Annotated in this window: 18 protein-coding genes; 7 read left to right on the forward strand and 11 right to left on the reverse strand. The window is 60.0% G+C overall.

Features of this window, described 5'->3' with window-relative positions; translation table 11 throughout:
* Window position 1: 1 nt before the first annotated feature.
* The 3 genes from ALTER154_RS03025 (at window position 2) to ALTER154_RS03035 (ending at window position 3,337) form a co-directional block, all read left to right on the forward strand.
* Entirely contained in the window at window positions 2–814 is an 813-nt protein-coding gene (locus tag ALTER154_RS03025) for an alpha/beta fold hydrolase (RefSeq protein ID WP_160085193.1), read from the forward strand.
* A gap of 11 nt (window positions 815–825) precedes the next feature.
* The gene (locus ALTER154_RS03030; RefSeq protein ID WP_160085194.1) at window positions 826–1,380 is read left to right on the forward strand and encodes a peptidylprolyl isomerase; all 555 of its coding nucleotides are present in this window, start codon (window positions 826–828) and stop codon (window positions 1,378–1,380) included.
* Between the two features lie 124 nt (window positions 1,381–1,504).
* On the forward strand, window positions 1,505–3,337 hold the full coding sequence (locus ALTER154_RS03035; protein WP_160085195.1) for an ABC transporter ATP-binding protein: 1,833 nt from the start codon (window positions 1,505–1,507) through the stop codon (window positions 3,335–3,337).
* A 158-nt stretch (window positions 3,338–3,495) separates the two neighbouring features.
* On the opposite strand, the gene ALTER154_RS03040 is transcribed toward ALTER154_RS03035, so the two are convergent.
* The 8 genes from ALTER154_RS03040 to ALTER154_RS03075 form a co-directional block, all read right to left on the reverse strand.
* A complete protein-coding gene (locus tag ALTER154_RS03040) occupies window positions 3,496–4,236 on the reverse strand; it encodes an MgtC/SapB family protein (protein WP_218585073.1) in 741 nt (246 codons plus the stop codon).
* 73 nt (window positions 4,237–4,309) lie between these two features.
* Window positions 4,310–5,431, reverse strand: coding sequence for a GNAT family N-acetyltransferase (locus tag ALTER154_RS03045; protein WP_160085196.1), 1,122 nt, complete (start codon window positions 5,429–5,431; stop codon window positions 4,310–4,312).
* Between the two features lie 82 nt (window positions 5,432–5,513).
* On the reverse strand, window positions 5,514–6,431 hold the full coding sequence (locus tag ALTER154_RS03050; RefSeq protein WP_160085197.1) for a ParB/Srx family N-terminal domain-containing protein: 918 nt from the start codon (window positions 6,429–6,431) through the stop codon (window positions 5,514–5,516).
* An 85-nt stretch (window positions 6,432–6,516) separates the two neighbouring features.
* Window positions 6,517–7,848, reverse strand: coding sequence for an OprO/OprP family phosphate-selective porin (locus ALTER154_RS03055; RefSeq protein ID WP_090248507.1), 1,332 nt, complete (start codon window positions 7,846–7,848; stop codon window positions 6,517–6,519).
* A 227-nt stretch (window positions 7,849–8,075) separates the two neighbouring features.
* Complete coding sequence (locus tag ALTER154_RS03060) at window positions 8,076–8,675, reverse strand: DoxX family protein (RefSeq protein ID WP_160085198.1); 600 nt, start codon at window positions 8,673–8,675, stop codon at window positions 8,076–8,078.
* Window positions 8,676–8,720: 45 nt separating this feature from the next.
* Window positions 8,721–9,428 (reverse strand): DUF2063 domain-containing protein, encoded by a 708-nt coding sequence (locus ALTER154_RS03065; RefSeq protein ID WP_160085199.1) that lies wholly within the window; start codon window positions 9,426–9,428, stop codon window positions 8,721–8,723.
* Window positions 9,425–10,267, reverse strand: a complete 843-nt coding sequence (locus ALTER154_RS03070) for a DUF692 domain-containing protein (protein WP_160085200.1) — start codon at window positions 10,265–10,267, stop codon at window positions 9,425–9,427. The genes ALTER154_RS03065 and ALTER154_RS03070 overlap by 4 nt, the downstream gene beginning before the upstream one ends.
* A 23-nt stretch (window positions 10,268–10,290) precedes the next feature.
* On the reverse strand, window positions 10,291–10,590 hold the full coding sequence (locus tag ALTER154_RS03075; RefSeq protein ID WP_160085201.1) for a hypothetical protein: 300 nt from the start codon (window positions 10,588–10,590) through the stop codon (window positions 10,291–10,293).
* A gap of 211 nt (window positions 10,591–10,801) precedes the next feature.
* Here ALTER154_RS03075 and plsB point away from each other — a divergent pair, with 211 nt between their 5' ends.
* From plsB to ALTER154_RS03095, 4 genes are all read left to right on the forward strand, one after another.
* Window positions 10,802–13,285 carry a glycerol-3-phosphate 1-O-acyltransferase PlsB gene (plsB, locus tag ALTER154_RS03080; RefSeq protein ID WP_160085202.1) on the forward strand — a complete coding sequence of 828 codons (2,484 nt, stop codon included), beginning with the start codon at window positions 10,802–10,804 and terminating at the stop codon, window positions 13,283–13,285.
* Between the two features lie 20 nt (window positions 13,286–13,305).
* Window positions 13,306–13,521: a hypothetical protein gene (locus tag ALTER154_RS03085; RefSeq protein WP_160085203.1), complete on the forward strand. Its 216-nt coding sequence runs from the start codon at window positions 13,306–13,308 to the stop codon at window positions 13,519–13,521.
* A gap of 137 nt (window positions 13,522–13,658) precedes the next feature.
* Window positions 13,659–14,336, forward strand: coding sequence for a DUF4197 domain-containing protein (locus ALTER154_RS03090; RefSeq protein ID WP_160085204.1), 678 nt, complete (start codon window positions 13,659–13,661; stop codon window positions 14,334–14,336).
* A gap of 202 nt (window positions 14,337–14,538) precedes the next feature.
* Entirely contained in the window at window positions 14,539–15,081 is a 543-nt protein-coding gene (locus ALTER154_RS03095; RefSeq protein ID WP_160085205.1) for a hypothetical protein, read from the forward strand.
* A 1,569-nt stretch (window positions 15,082–16,650) separates the two neighbouring features.
* On the opposite strand, the gene ALTER154_RS03105 is transcribed toward ALTER154_RS03095, so the two are convergent.
* The 3 genes from ALTER154_RS03105 to ALTER154_RS03115 form a co-directional block, all read right to left on the reverse strand.
* Window positions 16,651–18,090: a sodium:solute symporter family protein gene (locus ALTER154_RS03105; RefSeq protein ID WP_090248521.1), complete on the reverse strand. Its 1,440-nt coding sequence runs from the start codon at window positions 18,088–18,090 to the stop codon at window positions 16,651–16,653.
* A gap of 362 nt (window positions 18,091–18,452) precedes the next feature.
* Window positions 18,453–21,533: an efflux RND transporter permease subunit gene (locus tag ALTER154_RS03110; RefSeq protein ID WP_090248522.1), complete on the reverse strand. Its 3,081-nt coding sequence runs from the start codon at window positions 21,531–21,533 to the stop codon at window positions 18,453–18,455.
* A gap of 5 nt (window positions 21,534–21,538) precedes the next feature.
* Window positions 21,539–22,660, reverse strand: a complete 1,122-nt coding sequence (locus tag ALTER154_RS03115) for an efflux RND transporter periplasmic adaptor subunit (RefSeq protein WP_160085207.1) — start codon at window positions 22,658–22,660, stop codon at window positions 21,539–21,541.
* Window positions 22,661–22,737 lie beyond the last annotated feature (77 nt).

Genomic DNA, 22,737 nt, shown 5'->3' on the forward strand with positions numbered 1-22,737 from the left:
GATGCCCTACTTCAACAACGATGATTGCCAGCTGCACTACGAAGACTATGGCCACGGTGCCCCTGTGCTGCTGGTACACGGCCTTGGCTCAAGCACCCGCGATTGGGAATACCAGGTGCCCGAGCTGGCCCGTCATTACCGGGTGATTGCCTTGGATGTGCGCGGCCATGGCCGCTCGGACAAACCCCGCGAGCGCTACAGCATTCAAGGTTTCGCCGAGGATGTGGCGGCGCTGATCGAGCACCTGCAACTGGCGCAGGTACATCTGGTGGGCATTTCCATGGGCGGCATGATCGGCTTCCAGCTGGGCGTGGATCGCCCCGAATTGCTGAAGAGCCTGTGCATCGTTAACAGCGGCCCGGAAGTGAAGGCGAAAAGCCCGCGCGACTATATCGAGATCGCCAAACGCTGGACGCTGTCGCGCCTGCTCAGCCTCGACACCATTGCCAAGGCCTTGGGCAAACTGTTGTTCCCCAAGCAGGAACAGGAAGAGCTACGGCAGAAAATCCTGGTGCGCTGGCCGCAGAACGACAAGCGTGCTTACCTTGCCAGCCTGGATGCGATTATCGGCTGGGGCGTGCGGGAACGCCTGGCGCGGATCAGTTGTCCGACCCTGGTGGTCACGGCCGACCGCGATTACACCCCGGTGGCGCAGAAGCAGGCCTACGTTGACGAAATGCCCAATGCGCGCCTGCTGGTAATCGAAGACTCGCGTCACGCCACACCGCTGGACCAACCTGAACAATTCAACAGCAGCCTGCTAGCCTTCCTTGCCGAAGTCGAACAGGCCGCCCCCACTGCCACGCAACAATAAGGACTACCCGCATGTTCAAGACCCTCACCCTCGCCGCCTGCTCCATCCTGTTTGCCGGCAGCCTGCTGGCCGCCGAAAACCCGAAAGTGCTGCTGACCACCAGCCTCGGTGAAATCGAGATCGAACTGGATGCCGAAAAGGCGCCGATCAGCACCGCCAACTTCCTCGCCTACGTCGACAGCGGCTACTACGCTGGCACCCAGTTCCACCGCGTGATTCCGGGCTTTATGGTGCAAGGCGGCGGTTTCGATGCCGACATGCAGCAAAAAGACACCCAGGCGCCGATCAAGAACGAAGCCGACAACGGCCTGCACAACGTGCGCGGCACCCTGGCCATGGCCCGTACCCAGGTACGCGACTCCGCCACCAGCCAGTTCTTTATCAACCACAAGGACAACGCCTTCCTCGACCACGGCTCGCGTGACTTCGGTTACGCGGTGTTCGGCAAGGTGGTGAAGGGCATGGACGTGGTCGACAAGATCGCCCAGGTACCGACCGCCAACCGTGGCGGCCATCAGAACGTCCCCCGTGAGCCGGTGCTGATCACCGAAGCCAAGCGTCTCTGATATCCATACGCGGGGTGGGCCTGCTCACCCCGCGCGTTTCCCTCCTGCTTTTTCTGCGCAACACCCTCCCCGGCAAACTCGTTAGAATCGGGCGCTATTCCCTGATCTAGGCAGGATGCCTGACATGCTGTTCCGCCACTTCGAACACCTGATCGACGTTTTCAAAGCCAGCCCGGATATCGAGCCTCCGGCCGGCATGCTGGCGTTTTACGCCTACTATTTGCGCCAGGTCTGGCCGCTGATGCTCGCCGTGCTGGTGGTCGGTTTCGTCGCCGCCCTGATCGAAGTGGCGCTGTTCAGCTTCCTCGGGCAGCTGATCGACATGACGCAGAACACCCCGAGTGGCGAGTTTTTCGAGCAGCACCAGCACACTTTGCTGTGGATGCTGCTGGTGGCGCTGGTCATCCGCCCGCTGGTGTTCGGCCTGCATAACCTGCTCACGCATCAGACCATCAACCCCGGCCTGACCAACCTGATCCGCTGGCAGAACCACAGCTATGTGCTCAAGCAGAGCCTGAGCTTCTTCCAGAACGACTTCGCCGGGCGCATCGCCCAACGCATCATGCAAACCGGCCCTTCGCTGCGCGACTCGGCGATGCAGGTGGTTGACGCGCTCTGGCATGTACTGGTGTACGCCGTCAGCGCGCTGTACCTGTTCGCCGCCGCCGACCTGCGCCTGATTGCCCCGCTGCTGCTGTGGATAGTCGGTTATTGCGCGGCGCTCTGGTACTTCGTGCCGCGTATCAAGGAACGCTCTGCGGCGGCCTCGACGGCGCGCTCGAAAGTCATGGGTCGGGTGGTCGACGGCTACAGCAACATCACCACGCTCAAGCTGTTCGCCCACACCCAGGTCGAGGAACACTATGCCCGCGAAGCCATGCAGGAATTGCTCGGCAAGGTGCGCCTGCAGTCGCGCATCATCACCACCCTGGATTTCCTGATCACCTGCCTTAACGGCATGCTGATCGTCGGCACCGGCGCGCTGGCCCTGTGGCTATGGGATCAGCAACTGATCAGCACTGGCGCTATCGCCCTGGCACTGGGCCTGGTGATCCGCATCAACGGCATGGCCGAATGGATCATGTGGGTGGTTAACGGCATTTTCGAGAACGTCGGCACCGTGCAGGACGGCATGAAAACCATCGTGCAGCCGCGCCAGGTACTCGACCAGCCCGAGGCAAAGCCGCTGCACGTCAGCCAGGGCGCCGTGCAGTTCGACAACATCCACTTTCATTACGGCAAGCGCAACGGCGTGATCGCCGGCCTGAGCCTGACGGTTGCGCCCGGCGAGAAGATCGGCCTGATCGGCCCGTCCGGCGCGGGCAAATCAACCCTGGCCAACCTGCTGCTGCGCCTATACGACCTGGAGAGCGGGCGGATCCTGATTGACGGTCAGAACATCGCCGAGGTGGCCCAGGAAAGCCTGCGCGCGCAGATCGGCATGGTCACCCAGGACACCTCGCTGCTGCACCGCTCAATCCGCGACAACCTGCTCTACGGCAAACCCGAAGCCAGCGAAGCACAGCTGCTCGACGCCGTGCGCAAGGCACGCGCCGACAGCTTTATCCCGCTGCTGGACGACGGCATGGGCGGCCATGGTTTCGACGCACAGATCGGCGAGCGAGGGGTAAAACTCTCCGGCGGCCAGCGCCAGCGCATCGCCATCGCCCGCGTGTTGCTCAAGGACGCGCCAATTCTGGTGCTGGACGAAGCCACCTCGGCGCTGGATTCGGAAATCGAAGCGGCCATTCAGGAAAGCCTGGATACCCTGATGCAGGGCAAAACAGTGATCGCCATCGCCCATCGCCTGTCGACCATTGCGCGTATGGACCGGCTGGTGGTGATCGATCAGGGGCGTATCGTCGAAACCGGCAGCCACAGTGAGCTGATCGCCGCAGGCGGCCTCTATGCACGCCTTTGGCAGCATCAAACGGGTGGCTTTGTCGGCGTCGATTAAAACCTGTTCACGATCTGCTGCGCGTCGGCCCTGCGGCGTTAAAAACAGGCTCGGAATGCTCATGTACAACAGTACACTCCGCTTCCTCGCCTGTTTTTGCCTTGCAGGACTCTAGCTCGCGAGATCGTGAATAGGCTTTAAGAACGGATGGACGAAGCTCAGTTACGCGCATGGGCCATCTGAAACTTCGCCACCCCTTCCAGCTGCGCCAGCTCATCGGCCATATCGCTGATCCGTGCACTCTTCTGCCCGTCCACCGCCACGGCGACAAAGCGCCATTCCAGCTGGCCCTGCTCAAAGCTCACGGTGAACGAACCACCAGCAATCACATAGCCGCGTTCGCGGGCAATCTCGCGCAAACGCGCCTCATGCGGGCGGACAAAACCCGGAGCGAAGCGCAGCACAATGGCCAGCGCCGGGCGCGATGGCAGCCGTGCTTCCAGCTTGGCGCCCCACATCATCAACCCGGCGGAAATCAGGCTGAGCAGCACCGCCGCGCCATAAAAGCCAACGCCCACCAGAACGCCAATCGCCGAAGACGCCCAGATCGACGCCGCCGTGGTCAGCCCGCTAATGCTCATGCCGTCTTTCATGATCAGCCCAGCGCCGAGAAAACCGATACCGGTGACCACGCCCTGAATCACCCGTGTCGGGTCGACGCTGGAGAGTGAGTGATCACCCAACCAGTGCTGCGGGTACACGCAGAGCACCGTCAGCGCACAAGACGCCATGCAGACCATGCCATAGGTGCGCATGCCCGCCGCCCGGCCATGGTAGGAACGCTCATAACCGACCAGCAGGCCGAGCAGCAGCGCACCAAGCATATTCAGAAACAGGGTCAGGTTGACCGCCACGCCCGGCAGCAGCCAGAGCTTATCGACCAGGGCAAATGCACTCACAACACACCTCGCACAGCTGCGGACATGCTCAGAGCGTAGTTGCCGGCCCGCTAAGCTGCGCGAGCCGGCGGTGCTATTGGCGGTACGGCAGCAGCTCGCGAGCCTGTTCGGCGTAGCCGCGCACGCCGTGCTGTTCTTCGGCGAGAAAGTTCGCCACGGCATTGCGCAAGCCGGGGTGGCAGAGGTAGTGCCAGGAGTGGGTGATGACCGGTTCAAAGCCGCGAATCAGCTTGTGCTCGCCCTGGGCACCGGCGTCGAAGCGTTGTAGGCCAGCGGCGATGGCATGGTCCATACCCTGGTAGAAACAGGTCTCGAAATGCAGCCGATCAAACTCCGCCAGACAACCCCAGTAGCGTCCGTACAGGCTGTCGCCGCCGACCAGGCTAAAGGCCATGGCCACCGGTCTACCGGCCTGATGGGCGAGCACCACACGGATCATCGCAGGCATGCGCTCGGCCAGCAGGCTGAAGAAGGCGCGCGTCAGATAAGGTGACTGGCCGCGCACGCGGTAGGTATTGGCGTAACACAGGTAGACGAAATCCCACTCCAGCTCACTGAGCTGATGGCCCTCACGCCACTCAAACGCGATGCCCTGCCCCGCCACCTGTTCGCGCTCTTTGCGCATCTGTTTGCGCTTGCGCGAGCTAAGCGCATCGAGAAAGTCCTGAAAGTCCCGGTAGCCACGGTTTTGCCAGTGAAACTGACAACCCAGGCGCTGCAACCAGCCATCACGGCCCTGCAGCAGGGCATTCTCAGCCTCGGTGGTGAAGTTGATATGCAGGCTCGACAGCCCCTGCTGCTCAAGGCCAGCGCTTAGCTCATCGAGCAACTGCCCGGCCGCCTGTTGCTCGCCCAGCACACGCTGGCCGGTCACAGGCGAGAAGGGAATCGCACCGAGCAGTTTGGGGTAATAGTCGATGCCCGCTCGGTGACAGGCATCCGCCCAGCCATGATCGAACACGTACTCGCCATAGGAATGACTTTTCACATAGCCCGGCATGGCGGCCAGCAGTTGGCTTTGTTCGCCGAGTAGAACTGCATGAGCCGGCTGCCAGCCAGTGCGCCCGCCCACACTACCGCTATCCTCCAGCGCCGAGAGAAAGGCGTGGCGCAAAAAGGGCTGCGCATCAGTCAGCAGAGCATCCCACTGACTGGCGGCAATTTCATGGATGGACTTCAGGCAGGTAGGCAACATCGGTAGCTCGGCGATTCGGGCAAGGCTGCACTATAGCGCCAAGCCCAGCGCCAGACACCTTGCCTGGCGCGATATGACCGTGTCAGCGCGTGGCCTTGTAGGCAGCCATATACGGCAGCTTCTTGCTGGCCATCTTGCCCATTTCCTTGCGGTCGACGGATGAGTAGCCGCCCAGCTCCGCCGCCTTGAAGCCGCTGTCACCGACCGTGCTGTCGGCCTTCAGGGCGACCATCAGCTTGGCAGCGGCAGCAATCGCGTCGCGGTAGTCACCCTTGTCGCGTAGGTCGTACTCACTCAGATTGAGCTGGCCACGCAGCCAGTTGCCCCAGTAGAACTCGAGAAACTCAGGGGCCACGTCGCCCGAACGCGGTTTGTCGTACGCCACCTCGCGGGTGAAATACACCAGCGCGCGGTAGGGATCATCGCCCAGATTGGCCAGGCCAAGCTGCGCTGGAATCTGCTCCGGTGTAATCACCTGACCTTGGCCATCCTTGAGCCAGACCTTACGCGCGGTTTGCATGCGCTGCCAGAAGCTGGCCAGATCCGCGCTGTCGCTGAAGTTGTCGGTCACCTTGACCCACATCTGTAGCTTGGCACCGCCTTCAGGCTGCTCCCACAGCGTGGTGAACGTATGGTGACCGTCGGTCAGGTACAGCTGGCCCCCTGGGCCTACCACCACGGTTTTCATCTCACTGCTGCGTGAAGCCACTGCGCCCTGGCAACTAAAACTGTCCGGCTGATGCAGATTGGCGCCCTTTGGCACCTTACTGCTTTCGCCCTGGCCATTGCCCTCGCAGTACTCATCGAAGAGTTTGTTCGGCTCTTTGGCAAAACGCCCCAGTTTGTAAAAAATCTGGTCATAACCCACCACGGCCTGGGTCGGGTGCAACTGTTCAAGGCGCACCTGCAACAACTCACCCGGTTTGGCCGCACGGTAATCCTCAGCCACAGCCGCAGCACTCATACCCGCCATCAGTAGCAACACAGCAAAAACGCGCATCGGTCCTTCCCCACATAAAAATTGCGAAAAAAAGCCCCGCACTAGGCGGGGCTTAAAGATAGGAGCAGCAGTTGAGCGGTGTTACTTAGAACACGTACTGCAGACGACCAACGATGGCCTGGCCGTCGTCTTCTACTTTGTAGGTTTTGCCGTTCTTGGTCAGGCTGGCATTGGTGTTGACGTTGTCAACTTCATAATCGACGTAGTTCAAGCTCATGCGAATGGCTTTAGTCGGGAAGTAGTTGACGCCGACAACCATGGCACTGGTTTCAAACTCGTCATTGACGCTAACCGGAGCCACGCCGGCGATGATGTTGGTGCTAACGGCGGAAGCATCACCGTCGATAGTGCTGTTTTCATAGCGGGCAAACACTTCGATTGCACCGGCTTCAGTTGGTTTATCCCACTTGCCATCGGCAGCTTTGAAACCACGAACACCGCCAAACATGTAGCCAACCTGAGCGTAGTAACCGTCAACATCAACGTCCTGGGAAGTGCCAGTTGTGCTCTTGCCACTGATGCTACGGCTGAAGTATTCAGCTTGTGCACGCAGACCGCCGAACTGGGCACCGGCTTCCAGCAACCACTCGATATCTTTGTCAGTCACGCGAGTATCGGTGAAGGCCAGACGGTCATCACCATCACTGCGCAGGCCCATACGGGTGCGAACGCGGGCACGGTCGTCATCAGGGTTGTTGCTGTGGAAGTTGGCGCCGAGGTGAACAACGTCGGTACCGTTCATGTAAGGAGCCCAGTTGGCACGCAGCGTATAACCAAACGACTCATCGTTATCTGTATCGCCATCGTTGTATTCGGTCTTGTAGGTAGCAGCCTGAGCCAGCAGACCATAATTGTCGCCGCTGTGTTTAACCGCCACGCCAAAGTTGGTGTCTTCGTCACCATTGAGGTAGTCGTACATGAACGGACGCTCAATACCAGTGATCCACGAAGAGCTGGTGGTGTTTTCCAAGCCGTAATCCACGCCAAAACGACCAATGGTCACGCTGGCAAAATCAAGACCGTCGTAGCTGAAGTAGGCATCGGTAAACTCAGTCGCGTTGTCATCCGAGCCATCGTGTTCCAGGGTGAAACCGTAACCCCAGTTCTTGTACGCAACACCTTCGATAGACAGCTCAGCACGACGGATATAGGTGTTGAAAGTGCTATCGAACGGGCTGTCCTCTGCTGCGGCGCGCAGACCATCAAAGTTGGTGGCATCCCACTGCAGCTTGCCGCCCAGTTTGAAGCTGAATTCTTTGTCGGTGGTGGCGACTTCCAGGCCACCCTTGGTCTTGATCACGAGATCGGCGCCGTCAGTGGTGACGGTACCGGCGAAAGCCTGGGCGGAAACGGCCAGGGCCAGAGCGCTGGTTGCGAAGCCGGCCATTACTCCACGAAAGCTGTGCTTACGGATCATCGAAGATTCCTCTAAATGGACTTTTAAGTGTTGAAAACACCCGAGCGCTGGGGCTCGTTCGTGCTGGAGGGAATCTTGGCGGCGGGATATTTCACGGCAGTTGCTGATATATAAATATTTGATGACAGCGGAACTTTTTACTTCCTTTACCTATAAGCAATAAAAACCGATCTAGTTCAATGCTTTGCCAGAGGCCCGCGCCATTGCAGCGGCGGGCCCTGTTCGGCTCAAGGCTGCTTGCGCAGGGCCTTGGCCAGCCAATAGTCGAGGCTCAACCAACGCCCGGACCCACTGAAAAACAGCGCCACCAGCATCACCAGGTAGGTGGCGGCAAACTCGATACCGTTGTTCAGTACAACCAGCTTGCCGCTGCTGGTCAGCCAGTCGTAATTGCCGTGCTCTTTGAGCAGCTCGCGGGCACGCTCGAGCTTGCCCACCGAGTCCATGACCCGCTCATTGGCGAACGGCGCGCCGGCATCGGCAATCGCCTGCCAACCGAAGGGCAGGTGCACGGCAAAGATCGCCACCAGCATGGTGACGATCAACGGGATACTCACCCAGCGCACCGCCAGGCCAAACAACAGCAGCAGCGCCCCGCCCGCCTCGGTGAGCGCCGCTGCCCAGGCCAGTAGCTCGGGAAATGGCAGGCCCAGGCCCCAATCCGGATTGCCGAACCAGGCGGCGGTGGCGTCGATATCCGCCAGTTTGTGCATGCCGGCCATCCAGAACACCGGCACCAGGTACAGGCGCAGCAATAACGGACCGATAAAATCCAGACGACGGGTAGCGTCCAGGGCATCCTGGAGACGATTGAGAAAGCTCAGCATGGGAAATCTCCGCAAGTCGACACCGAGGGTGCCGGGGTCAAGTGATTAGGTGGTGGGGCAATGCCAGATTTCCTGGCGGCCCCATTCCGCCAGCAGGTTGTGAGCGTTGCTGAAGAACTGTGTGTCGGCGCTCAGACCATGCTGCTGGGCCAATGCCAACAATGCTGCGTCAGCGCCTTCACCAGCCTGCAGCCGTGTCGCCAGCTGGTAGGCAAAGGGGCTGATTTGCATAAAGCGCACCTTGTCCAGCCCATCGCGCCAGACCAGCAGACAGGTCGGTTCGCCCGGCGGCGTTGTCGGCTGGAAGTCGCCACCAATACGCTGCACCGGCCACTGATAGGCCAGCGGCCAGGCCAGTGGCGACCAGCCCTGCGCAGGCAGCTCGGCCTCGCTGACATCCAGCGCCAGCTCGACCCACTCGTAATGCGCCAGTTCGAGGATAAATGGCGGATCGCCCGCCTCGGCGACATAGCCCTGCTGCAACCAGGCGAGAAACTCCTGGCTGATCTGCAAGAAATAAGGCGTGCGCGCCTGATGCTCGGCAATAAAACTGCGTACCAGACGCTGCCAGCGATCAGCCTCGATCAGCCGGTGCAGCACCGGGAAGGCGCCGCTGATAAAGCCTTCGATATTGTTGAAGAACAACGCTTCATACACCGCCATCCGCTCGGCCGTAACGCCCTCAAACAGCGGCTGCTCTGCCGGTTGGCGGATCCGCGCGGCAAACGCGCGCTGTGCTTCGACGCCACTCATGTGCCGTAACTCCGCACCGGAGCCGCAGCCGCTTGCAGCTGCCGAATCTGCGCCACCTCGGCGTACAGCTCGCTAATCGGTGGGAAGTTGAAATCGCGCTCCAACAAGGTCGGACGCACACCATGCGCGGCATACGCCTGCTCCAGCAGCGTCCACACCGGGTCGATCACCGGCGCGCCGTGAGTGTCGATCTTCAAATCACTGGCCTGGTCGTAATGCCCGGCCACATGCAGATAAGCGATGCGCGCACTGGGCATGGCAGCGATATAGGCGGCCGCATCGAAGTTGAAATTGATGCTGTTAACGAAGACATTGTTCACGTCGAGCAACATCTGGCAGTCGGCCTGCTCCAGCACCGCACGGACAAATGCCGGTTCATCCAGCTCGCCCGGCAACTGCGCATAGGCCGAGACGTTCTCGATGATCAGCGGCCGCTCCAGCACGTCCTGCACGATGCGCACGCGCTCGGCGATATGCCGCACCGACTCATCAGAAAACGGCAGCGGCATCAGGTCATACAGCTGGCCATGGTCGGCGCAAGCCGACAGGTGCTCGCTGTAACCGCGTACGCCATGCAGGTCGAGAAAGCCCTTGATGGCTTTGAGCAGCTCGATGTCCAGCGGGGCAAAGCCACCGAGGTTAAGGGACAGACCATGGCAGAGCAGCGGCAGGCGCTCGCTCAGTGCACGCAGCTGCTTGCCCAGGCGCCCACCGACACCGATCCAGTTCTCCGGCGCCAGCTCGAGGAAATCCACCTCGTCTGTGCTGCACTCCTGCAGCGCGCCAAGCAGGCCGCGACGCAGGCCCAGCCCGGCACCGTTAACGAAATCCATCTGCATGCTCTGCCCCTGCACTCAGTCCGTTACTCGGCTTTCTGCTCGCCGCCGCATTTGCCTTCACCGCACTTGCCTTCGCCTTCGGCCTTGGCTTCGCCACCGCATTTACCCTCGCCACACTTGCCTTCCCCTTCGGCTTTCTTCATTTCGCCGCCGCATTTGCCTTCGCCACAGCTGCCTTCAGCAGATTTTTCGCCAGCAGCCAGGCTGTAGCCGCTGCTCAGTTCCTGTGCGGCAAACGGGTTGCTCGCGGCCTGTACGCTCAATGCAGCGCTGCTCAGCAGTACCGCGCCCAGGGATGCAACAACAGTGTTCAGATGGTTCATGGCAACGCTCCGATGGTGGTTTACAGTGGCGGCCGATTGGCTGCCTCGGCCCAATAGACGAGCCTGATCGGCGGCTGTTACAGCTGCGCTGAAAAAATTTCGCAACCCAGCTGACGCCTGCTAAACCCTAGAAGATTTTTGCCGCCAGCCAAGCGATCCGGCACACTACGCCCCCCGAGCAAATGCTCGTTTTCAAGCCTGCAGACTCCGTATGACCCGATCTCCGCTCCGCCGTCTCGTTTTTGGCACCTTGCGCCGCGTGCTGTACCTCTGGGTGCGCTCGGAAACCATCAACCAGTCCGCCTTCACCCTCAAGCTCGACCGTAGCAAGCCGGTGTTCTACGTGCTGCAACAGCCGTCGCTGAGTGACCTGGCGGTGGTCGATACGGAATGCCGCAAGGCCGGCCTGCCGCGTCCGGTGCTACCGGTGGCTGTGGGTGAGCTGCTGGAGCCTGCCGCCTTCTTCTACCTGACCCCAGAGCCCGACTGGCTCGGGCGGCAGGACAAACGTGGCATCTCGCCGACCCTGCAACGCCTGGTCAGCGCACTCAGCCAGCATGCGGTGGACGATGCGCAGATCATTCCGGTCAGCGTGTTCTGGGGCCAGTCGCCGGACCGTGAAACCAGCCCGTGGAAGCTGCTGTTCGCCGACAGCTGGGCGGTCACCGGGCGTCTGCGCCGCTTGGTGAGCATCCTGATTCTCGGCCGTAAGACCCGCGTGCAGTTCTCCACGCCGATTCATCTGCGCGAGCTGGTCGAGCAGGACAAAGGCCACGAGCGCACCCTGCGCATGGTCCAGCGCATCCTGCGTGTGCACTTCCGCAACCAGAAAGCCGCAGTGATCGGCCCGGACGTGTCGCACCGACGCAACCTGGTCAAAGGCCTGGTGCATGGCCCGCAGGTGCGCCAGGCGATCATCGAAGAAGCCGAACGCGAGAACATCAGCCTGGAGAAGGCCGAAAGCCAGGCCCTGCGCTATGGCAACGAAATCGCCTCGGACTACACCTACACCGCCATTCGCTTCCTCGAACTGGTGCTCAGCTGGTTCTGGAACAAGATCTACGACGGCATCAAGGTCAACCATATCGAGGGCGTGCAGGAAGTCGCTCAGGGCCATGAGGTGATCTATGTGCCCTGTCACCGCAGCCATATCGACTACCTGCTGCTGTCCTACCTGCTGTTCCGTAATGGCCTGACGCCGCCGCATATCGCTGCCGGCATCAACCTGAATATGCCGGTGATCGGCGGCCTGCTGCGGCGTGGCGGCGCATTCTTTATGCGCCGCACCTTCAAGGGCAACCCGCTCTATACCGCGGTGTTCAACGAATACCTGCACACCCTGTTCAGCAAAGGCTTCCCGGTCGAGTACTTCGTCGAAGGCGGCCGTTCGCGCACCGGGCGCATGCTGCAACCGAAAACCGGCATGCTGGCCATCACCATGCGCAGCTTCCTGCGCAGCAACCGCCTGCCAGTGGTGTTTGTGCCGGTGTATATCGGCTATGAGCGCGTGCTGGAAGGCCGCACCTACCTGGGCGAGCTGCGCGGCGCGAGCAAGAAGAAAGAGTCGATCTTCGATATTTTCAAGGTCATCGGCGCCCTCAAGCAGCGTTTCGGCCATGTATGGGTCAACTTCGGCGAGCCGATCAAGCTGGCGGAATTCCTCGACAGCGAGCAGCCCGACTGGCGCGAGCAGGATTACGGCACGCAGTACCGTCCGGCCTGGCTGAATGAAGCCACCAACAACCTCGGCGAGCGCGTGGCCCAGCACCTCAACGAGGCGGCGGCGATCAACCCGGTCAACCTGGTGGCCCTGGCGCTACTTTCCACCAGCAAACTGGCCCTGGACGAACGCGCCCTGTCGCGGGTGCTCGACCTCTATCTAGCCCTGCTGCGCAGCGTGCCCTACTCGCCGCACACCACACTGCCGGACGGCAACGGCCAGGCGCTGATCGAATACGTGCAGAAGATGGACCTGCTCGCCGAACAGAAGGATGCCCTCGGCAAGATTCTCTATCTGGACGAGCAAAACGCCGTTCTGATGACCTACTACCGCAACAACGTGCTGCACATCTTCGCCCTGCCAGCGCTGCTGGCGAGCTTCTTCCAGAGCAGTTCACGGATGAGCCGCGAGCAGATCCTGCGCTACACCCGCGCGCTCTACCCCTACCTGCAAGCCGAACTGTTTATCCGCTGGAACCTGGATGAGCTGGACGGTGTGGTCGATCAATGGCTGACCGCCTTCGTTGAACAGGGCCTGCTCAAGCTCGACGGCGATATGTATGTCCGCCCGGCGCCCAGCTCGCGCGAGTTCGTCCTGCTCACCCTGCTGGCCCGCGCCATCGTGCAGACCCTGCAGCGCTTCTATATGGCCACCGCCCTGCTGTTGAATGCCGGACAGAACGCCATCAGCGCCGAAGAGCTGGAAGACCTCTGCACCGTGATGGCCCAGCGCCTGTCGATCCTGCATGGCCTCAACGCCCCGGAGTTCTTCGACAAGAGCCTGTTCCGTCACTTTATCCAGAGCCTGCTCGACCAGGGCGTACTGCGTCAGGATGAAGCCGGCAAGCTCAGCCACCACCCGCTGCTCAGCGAACTGGCCGAAGGCGCCGCCAAGCGCGTGCTGCCGGCAGAGCTGCGCCTGTCGATTCGCCAGGTGACCATGGATCGCAACGTGGATGTCGCCGAGCCGGTGTAAACCGGCCTGGCCGCAGCGTTATGAGCGAAACCAACGACCAACCCGCACGGCCCTCCCGTGCGGAGTTTCACCAAGCCAACCAGACCCGGGCCGAAGCCGAAGCCCAGCGCCTGCTGGCCGCCAAGACAGAGTTGGGTGGCCGTTGGCTCAGTTGGGTGGCGGCCCAGCTTTATGCCCTTAAGCCCGCCGCCTACGCACAAATGGTGCGTCGCGAGTTGCAGCGCTTAACCAACTAGCTTCGCCCCTTCTCCCTCTCCAGCGACCTTCTGGCGCGACGCCCTGCCAGAGCGGCGACGCAACTGCAGATTTGCCTGCGCGCGCCACTCCGTTAAGCTCCAGTTACTGCCTTACCAACCGCACAAGGATGCCCATCATGCTCCGTCTTATCTCCCTGGCCGCCGGCCTCGCCCTCTCCAGCAGTGCTTTCGCCCTGTCGCTGGCCGATCTTTCGCAAAGCGACGCCAGCGGCGGCCTCAAGGACGCCCTCACCCAAGGCGCCAAAGTAGCCGTGCAGCAGCTGGGCAAACCCGGCGGTTTCAGCAACAACCCGGACGTACGCATCGAGCTGCCGGGCAACCTCGGCAAAGCCGCAAAAACCATGAAGATGATGGGCATGGGCGCGCAGGTTGATCAGCTTGAAGCGAGCATGAACAAAGCCGCCGAAGCCGCCGTACCGCAAGCCCAGGCGCTGCTGGTGGATTCCGTGAAAAAGATGACCGTGCAGGACGCCAAGAGCATCCTCAGCGGTCCGCAAGATTCCGCCACCCAATACCTGAACAAGACCAGCCGCGAACAGATTCGCGCCAAGTTCCTGCCCATCGTTAAACAAGCCACCGACCAGGTCGGCCTGGCCAAGCAGTACAACAGCTTCGCCGGCCAAGCCGCGAGCTTCGGCGTAATCGACGCGAAAAGCGCGAATATCGAGAACTATGTAACCGAGCAGGCGCTGGATGGCCTGTTCGCCATGATCGCCGAGCAGGAAGCCAGCATCCGGGAGAATCCGGCTGGTGCGGCGACCAGTTTGGCCAAGAAGGTATTTGGGGCGTTGTAAGACGGGTTGGATCGATGTGAAAAAGCCAGACCGTGAGGTCTGGCTTTTCTGGGCAAATAAGTAATCTGGCCTTCAAAACCATCTACTGATCAAGCAACAGACAAAACATATAAAGCCCTAAAAAAATTAAGACTAAGCACCTTAGGCAAGCGACTTATCTAAACTTCGAACTAAAAGTATCTAAATTTACTTGGGGGACAGCATGACTGAAAAAGATGAAAAAGCTAGCCCACTCATCAATAACGGCCTTGAGGGGCGCGAGTGCGTACCTTTTTTCACGAACGACAGAAGCCAAATTGCATTCGAATTCCTCTACCTGATACTTACTTTACTTATTGCTTCGGGAGTAATGATAAGCCTTCAATTCTACGGAAATGATCTTGGAATATCACACCGAGACAAGCTGGCCATGATGGCTATCATAGGTGGCTTTTTGGGAGGCTGGGTCTACGACACAAAATGGTTCTATCGTGTAACAGCGAGAGGAAAACATGATCAGCACGGATTTCCTTGGCAACCTCATAAGTTCTACTGGCGCATAATGACGCCTTTTCTGTCATCCCTTGTAGCTTTTTCTACATATTTATTAGCCACTGCCGACTTCTTTCCTTTTTCAGTTAAAGAGAAAGAGTCTGCAAGAACTGCCTTCGCCATGTGCTTTTTACTTGGGTATTTCTCTGACCTAGTATTAAGCCGCTTAGCAGCATGGGCAGAAAAAGTAATCCCGAAGGCATCCAATGACTAACAACTGCAACATCTGCCTTGAAGTCTCCGGACTAGAGACCGACAAATTCGACCCAACATATAGCGAACTAATTAGAACCAGGAAAAACATCATCCTTGAGTCAACAAATTTTCTTGTAATTCCAAGCTTCGGTCCCCTGAACCACTCTCACGCAATGCTTATACCAAAGAAACATGCAAATAGTTTCGCCGAACTATCAACCGCTGAAATTGATGAGGGGTTTGGTGTCCTAGACTTATTACGGTCGTACATCCAAGAAAAAACAGACAAAACACTAGTATTTTTCGAGAGCGGCGCCGGCACTATGACTTCGCATTCAGGCGGATGTATAACGCACGCCCACATACATTGCGTCATTTATTCGGAAAAATTCGATAACAGGATCATGACTGAAATCGCTTTGGAACCATTACTTCAAAGAAAAGACTACTCGACCTCCGACACTAAAGCTGGCTACGTTTGGTATCTCAACAAAAACAATATCAGCCACATCTGCAACAACCCAATGCTTCCATCTCAATTTCTTCGTTACATCTATGCGCAAGCGTGCGATTCCAGCTCTGCATGGAACTGGAGAAGAAATATAAATATTACTGGGGTCTTATCTGTTCTACAGACATACAAAGATCTAGTATCACCTTCAACTTATAAAGTTCTCTGAGTGCTGCAGCACCTATCAACCTCCTAATATCCGCGATATACGCATCGACTATCAGTCACCGTTTCGCCCTTACGGCGAGTCACTTTCTCTTTGCGCGCGCAAAGAGAAAGTAACCAAAGAGAAAGCGCGCCCGGCATCCGGGTTTCGCTGCGCTCAACTCCCCTCGCTCCGGCGCTGTTCCGAGGGTCGGCAAGACGGGCCATCCATGGCCCGACATACCTCGTTTGGCATCCATGCCAAACGCCCCTCTCCACAGCACCTACGCTCGGCCTCCTGACGGGGTTCGGGGACCGCGTTGTTTGGGCGAGTTGTGGAAGGGAGAGCGGAAAAGCCGAAGCAAAAGCATCGCGGGCAAGCCCGCTCCTACAAGGTCGGCGGACATTCGTAGGATGAGTTGAGCAGCGCGATACCCATGCGGTTGATTGATGGGTATCGCTGCGCTCCACCCATCCTACGCAGCGCTGGTTTGGCCTTTTTGTCATTTGCCCACAACCTCACAGACGACGCCAAACGCCCCATCAGAAGGCCGAGTGGAATCGTTGCGCAAGGGGTTGAGCGGCATGGATGCCGCGAGAGCCGCGATGGGCCAGGGATGGCCCTTCGCGGCGGGCCCCTGGAGCAATGATGGAGCGAGGGAACCCGACGAAGTCGGGCCGGATGCAAGGGGCAAGACCTCTTGGTTACTTCTGGGGCGCTTGCCAGAAGTGACCCGCCGTAAGGGCGGAACCGTTAGTCCAAACAACACATAAACGGCGCAAACAAAGCCGCAAAACCTGCCACATCCATACCAATCAGAAACAGCAAAGCTCGCGGCCATGGGCCGCTCCTACAAAGGTGAGACATGCCATCGCCGGGGCAGAAAAAAAAAACCCCGCCAATCAGCGGGGTTAGTGGGCCAAGCGCCTGGCTTATTCCGCCTGCGCCACCAGCGTGCCGTTGTGGTTACGGCTCCACTGCGGCAGCAGCGTACCAATCAACATACCGGCCATGCTGAACAGCAGGCCCGCCAGTTGTGGCGGCCAGAAGGCAGCTTCGCTCCAGGTGTATTCCAGATAAATCCACGACACCAGACCAAAGGCGATGGCAACCAGCGCGCCCTGGGTGGTAGCGCGCTTCCAGAACAACCCGGCAAACAACGGCACCACGGCCGCCACCAGGGTCACCTTGTAGGCGTTGCCGACCATCTCGTAGATGCTCGCATCGGAATACAGGGCAAAGCTCAGGGTCGCCGCCGCGCAGACCACGATGGTCACGCGCATCAGCAGCAGGAACTGCTTGTCGTTAAGCACCGGCAGGAAGCGCTTGAGCACGTTCTCGGTCAGGGTTACCGACGGCGCCAGCAAGGTGCCGGAGGCAGTGGACATGATGGCCGAGAGCAGCGCGCCGAAGAACATGATCTGGGCGAACAGCGGCGTCTTTTCGAGGATCAGCAGCGGCAGAATCATCTGCGAGTCTTCGGTCAGCCACTTCTCGACCAGCGCCGGATCGATCATCGAGGCGGCGTACACCAAGAAGATCGGCAGCATGCAGAAGCCCAGATAGAACACCGCGCCGGCCATCGAGGCACGCGCAGCAATGTTCTCGCTCTTGGCCGACATCACGCGCTGGTAGACGTCCTGCTGCGGGATGGAACCGAGCATCATGGTCACCGCGGCGCCGATAAAGGCGACGATGTCCTTGGGCTCGAAGGCGTGCATAAAGGTGAATTTGCCATCGCTGGCCGCCTTGCTGATCACCAGGTCGGCGCCGCCGGCCATGTCGCTGAACAGCCAGACCAGGTAGATCAGGCCAACCACGATGATGATCATCTGGAAGAAGTCAGTCAGGGCAATCGACCACATGCCGCCGAACAGGGTGTACATCAGCACGATAAAGGTGCCGAGGAACATGCCCTGGGTCGTGCTGATACTGCCGTCGGAGATGACGTTGAACACCAGACCCAGCGCAATCAGCTGCGCGGCGATCCAGCCCAGGTAGGACATGACGATGACCAGGCTGATGATCAGCTCGACCTGCGGGCCGAAGCGTTTCTTGAAGTAGTCGCCGATGGTCAGCAGGTTCATCCGGTACAGCGGCCGGGCGATGATCAGGCCGACCAGGAACAGGCAACCAAATGAGCCAAATGGGTCTTCGACGATGCCGGCAAAGCCTTCTTCGAGGAAGGTGGCGGGGATACCCAGCACGGCCTCGGAGCCAAACCAGGTGGCGAACACCATGGCGGCGACGATGGGGAAGCCCATGCTGCGACCACCGGAGGCGAAATCGCGGGTGTTGTGCACCCGGGTGGAGGCGTAGAAACCGATGGCGACAGTCACCAGCAAATAGAGCGCAACGAACCAGATCAGCATGCTTTCCCGTTCCACAGACGTCAGCCCACCGCATGCATGGCCCGCGCAGGCTGCGCAGGACGGATCGATGGGCTACAGGTTTTTGTTATGACCATTCTCGACGGGTTACTGCACGCGCCCGTTCAAGGTCGCGCAGTCTGGCAAATACGTAAAATATGTCAAACAAAAACGACGAAACGTAAGCAGATAATTCGAAGAAACGCTCTAAACACCTCTGTAACAGACTGTAATCGCAGTAAAAGTCAGCCGGGGCGCACCACTGACAGTTGCATATTTTTGACAGTAGACCGACAGACGACTTTTCTGACCGGCATAAAAAAGCCAGGCACTGGGCCTGGCTTTTCACATCGTCTGCCGCTGAATCAGGCTGGTTTCGCTTCCACTTCCTTGACCCGGAACCATGCCGCATACAGCGCCGGCAGGAACAGCAGAGTCAACGCGGTGGCGACGATCAGGCCGCCCATGATGGCCACTGCCATCGGCCCGAAGAACACGCTGCGCGACAGCGGGATCATCGCCAGTACCGCCGCCAGAGCGGTCAGCACGATAGGCCGGAAACGCCGCACGGTGGCTTCGATGATCGCGTGCCAGCGGTCCATACCGGCTTCGATATCCTGCTCGATCTGGTCGACCAAAATCACCGAGTTACGCATGATCATCCCCGACAAGGCGATGGTGCCAAGCATGGCAACGAAGCCGAACGGCTGTCGGAAGATCAGCAGGAACAGCGTCACGCCAATCAGCCCCAGCGGCGCCGTGAGGAACACCATGGCCGAGCGCGAGAAGCTTTTCAGCTGCAGCATCAGCAGGGTCAGTACCACCACGATAAACAGTGGAATACCCGCGTTGACCGACTTCTGCCCACGGCTGGAGTCCTCCACGGTGCCGCCGACGTCCAGCTGGTAGCCGTCAGGCAGCTGTGCACGCACCGGCTCAAGGGTTGGCAGGATCTGCTTGATCAGGCTGGCCGGCTGCTCCTTGCCATACACATCGGCACGCACGGTGACGGTCGGCAGACGGTTGCGGTGCCAGATGATGCCTTCCTCGAAGCCGTACTCCAGGGTGGCGATCTGCGAAAGCGGCACGCTGCGACCATTATCGGTGGGCACCGCCAGGCTTGGCAGCAGGCCGAGTTCCTGACGCTCACTCACCGTGCCGCGCAGGAGGATTTCGATCAGCTCGTTACCTTCGCGGTACTGGCTAACAGGCGAGCCGGTCAGCGAACTTTGCAGGAAGCGCGACAGATCGGCGGTGCTCACACCCAAGGCGCGGGCACGCTCCTGATCGATGTTCAGGCGCACCACCTTGCTCGGCTCTTCCCAGTCCAGGTGCACGTTGCTCACATGGCTGTTCTCGCGCACCTTATCGGCCACCTGACGGGCCAACTGACGCACCTCGTCGATATGCTCACCAGAGACGCGGAACTGCACCGGATAGCCCACAGGCGGGCCGTTCTCCAGACGCGAGATACGCGTGCGCAGGGTCGGGAACTCGTCGTTCAGCACCTCAATCAGCCAGGTGCGGATCTTCTCGCGGTCTTCGATGCTTTTCGCCAGCACCACAAACTGGGCAAAGCTGGCAGCCGGCAGCTGCTGGTCCAACGGCAGGTAGAAGCGCGGCGAACCGGTACCGACGTAGGCGACAAAGTTGTCGATGCCTTCATGGCCACTGAGTAATTTCTCCAGACGCTTGGCCTGCTCCTCGGTGGCGGCCAGGGACGCACCTTCACTGAGTTTGAGGTCGACCATCAGCTCCAGACGGCCGGAGGCCGGGAAGAACTGCTGCGGGACAAAGCGGAACAGCAGGATGGAGCCGACAAACAGCGCGATAGTCAGCACGATCACGGTTTTACGCCGACGTACGCACCACTCCACCGCCGTGCGCACGCGCCGGTAGAACGGCGTGCCATAGGGGTCGTGGCCGTCGGCGCTGCCGCCATGCTTGGCCGCGTGCAGCTTGGCCAGATCAGGCAGCAGCTTGGCGCCGAGGTACGGTACAAACACCACGGCAGCGATCCACGACACCAGCAGGGCAATCGCCACCACCTGGAAGATCGAGCGGGTGTATTCGCCGGTGCCCGACTGCGCCGTGGCAATCGGCAGGAAGCCGGCGGCGGTGATCAGGGTGCCGGTGAGCATGGGGAAGGCAGTGCTGGTCCAGGCATAACTGGCCGCTTTAATGCGGTCATATCCCTGCTCCATCTTGATCGCCATCATCTCCACGGCAATGATCGCGTCATCCACCATCAGGCCCAGCGCCAGCACCAGCGCGCCGAGGGAAATCTTGTGCAGGCCAATGCCGAGGTAGTACATGGCGGCGAAGGTCATCGCCAACACCAGCGGAATCGACAGCGCCACCACCAGACCCGTGCGTAGGCCAAGGGAGAAAAAGCTCACCAGCAGCACGATGATCACCGCTTCGGTGAGCACGCGAACGAACTCACCAACGCCCGTTTTCACCGCTGCTGGTTGATCCGACACCTTGTTCAGTTGCATGCCGGCCGGCAGGGTTTCCTGCAGGCGAGCGAACTCACCTTCCAGCGCCTCGCCCAGCACCAGAATATCGCCACCGGCCTTCATCGACACGGCCAGGCCGATGGCGTCTTCACCCATGTAGCGCATGCGCGGCGCGGGTGGATCATTGAAGCCGCGCTTGACCTCGGCTACATCAGAGATACGGAACGTACGGTCGGCCACACGAATCGGGAAGTTACGGATTTCATCAACCGTTTCAAAACGCCCGGTGACGCGCAGTTGCACGCGATCCGAAGCGGTTTCGAAGAAGCCGGCGGCAGCCACCGCGTTCTGTTCTTCCAACGCCTGCTGCACGGCCGCCAGTGGCAGGCCAAGGGTCGCCAACTTGGTGTTGGACAGTTCGATCCACACCTTCTCGTCCTGCAAACCGAGCAGATCGACCTTGCCGACGTCCTTGACCCGCTGCAGCTGCAGCTGGACGCGATCGGCGTAATCCTTGAGCACGGCGTAGTCGAAGCCTTCACCGGTCAGTGCGTAGATATTGCCGAAGGTGGTGCCGAATTCATCGTTATAGAACGGCCCCTGAATACCCTGGGGCAAGGTGTGGCGAATATCGCTGACCTTTTTACGCACCTGATAGAACAGGTCAGGAATGTCGGCGGAATGCATCGAATCGCGGGCGATAAAGGTCACCTGGGATTCACCCGGACGCGAGAACGAGACGATCTTGTCGTAGTCGCCGGTCTCCATCAGCTTCTTTTCGATGCGCTCAGTGACCTGCCGGGCCACCTCTTCGGCGCTCGCGCCTGGCCAGTTGGTGCGCACCACCATGGCCTTGAAGGTAAAGGGCGGGTCTTCGCTTTGGCCCAGCTTGGTGTAGGAAATAGCGCCGACTACAGCCAGCAGCAGCATGAGGTACAGGACAATCTGGCGGTTACGCAGCGCCCAGGCGGAGAGGTTGAAATCCATCGGGCTTACTCCTCGACCGTCAGGTCGGCCTTGGCCGTCAACTGCACCGCACGGTTGTCGCGGTCCACCGGACGCACCTGCTGACCTTCACGCAACACCTGACCACCAGCCGCTACCACCCAATCAGTGGCTTGCAGGCCTTCGAGTATCGGCACGGTTTTCTCACCGTAGGCACCAATGCGCACGTCGGTACGTTTGAGGGTGGAATCCTTGGGGTCGACCACCCAGACATAGGGCTGGCCCTTCTCGGCCGTCACGGCCGACAGCGGCACGGCCAGCGGCACGTCGCCGTTGTGGGCGATAAAGACGCGGGCGCTCTGGCCCAGTTCGGCCGGCACCTTGCCTTCCACGAAGGCCACGCGGGCAGCGAAGGTGCGCGATTGCGGATCGGCCGATGGCGACATCTCACGGATGCGCCCCGGGAAGCGCTGATCCGGCTGCGACCACAGTTCAACCGCCACATCCTGGCCGACCTTAAAGCGCTCGAAGGCTTGCTCCGGCAGGTTGATCAATACTTCCCGCTCGCCATCCGCAGCCAGGGTGAACACGGTTTGCCCAGCGGCTACCACCTGGCCGACTTCAACCATCCGCCGCGCCACTACACCGTCCTGGGACGCGCGCAGTACCGCGTAACCAGCCTGGTTGTTAGCCACGTTGAATTCAGCACGCACTTGTTTCAGGCGCGCCTCACCGGAGCGGTAGGTGTTTTCGGCATTGTCATACTGCGAGCGGCTGACCAGGTTACGCGCCAGCAGGGTTTTGTAGCGGTCACGCTCGGCACGTACCAGCTGCAAGTTGGCCTCGGCTGCCGCCACTTGGGCGCGGATAGCCTCCAGCTGCAGACGCACGTCCTGCGGGTCCAGTTCGGCCAGTGGCTGGTCCTTCTTCACCCGCGCGCCCACATCAACAAGGCGCTTGGCCACCTTGCCACCGATACGGAACGCCAGCTCCGGCTCCAGGCGCGCACGCACCTCACCGGGGTAGGCATCCATCAGGTCGCCAGCCAGTTGCGGCTGCACCACCATGGCCGGACGCACGGCAATCTTGGCGGGCTCGCCATTACCGCAAGCGCCGAGCAACAGGATAAGACTGACAGGCAACGCAACAGACAGTGCATGACGAAACATGATGACGAACCTTTGTGGAGGCTTTTGAATATTTATACTGGCGGGTATAGTAAAAATAGCAAACTCACTAGTCCAGT

Source organism: Pseudomonas sp. 9AZ, from assembly GCF_902506525.1.
Classification (GTDB): Bacteria; Pseudomonadota; Gammaproteobacteria; order Pseudomonadales; family Pseudomonadaceae; genus Aquipseudomonas; species Aquipseudomonas peli.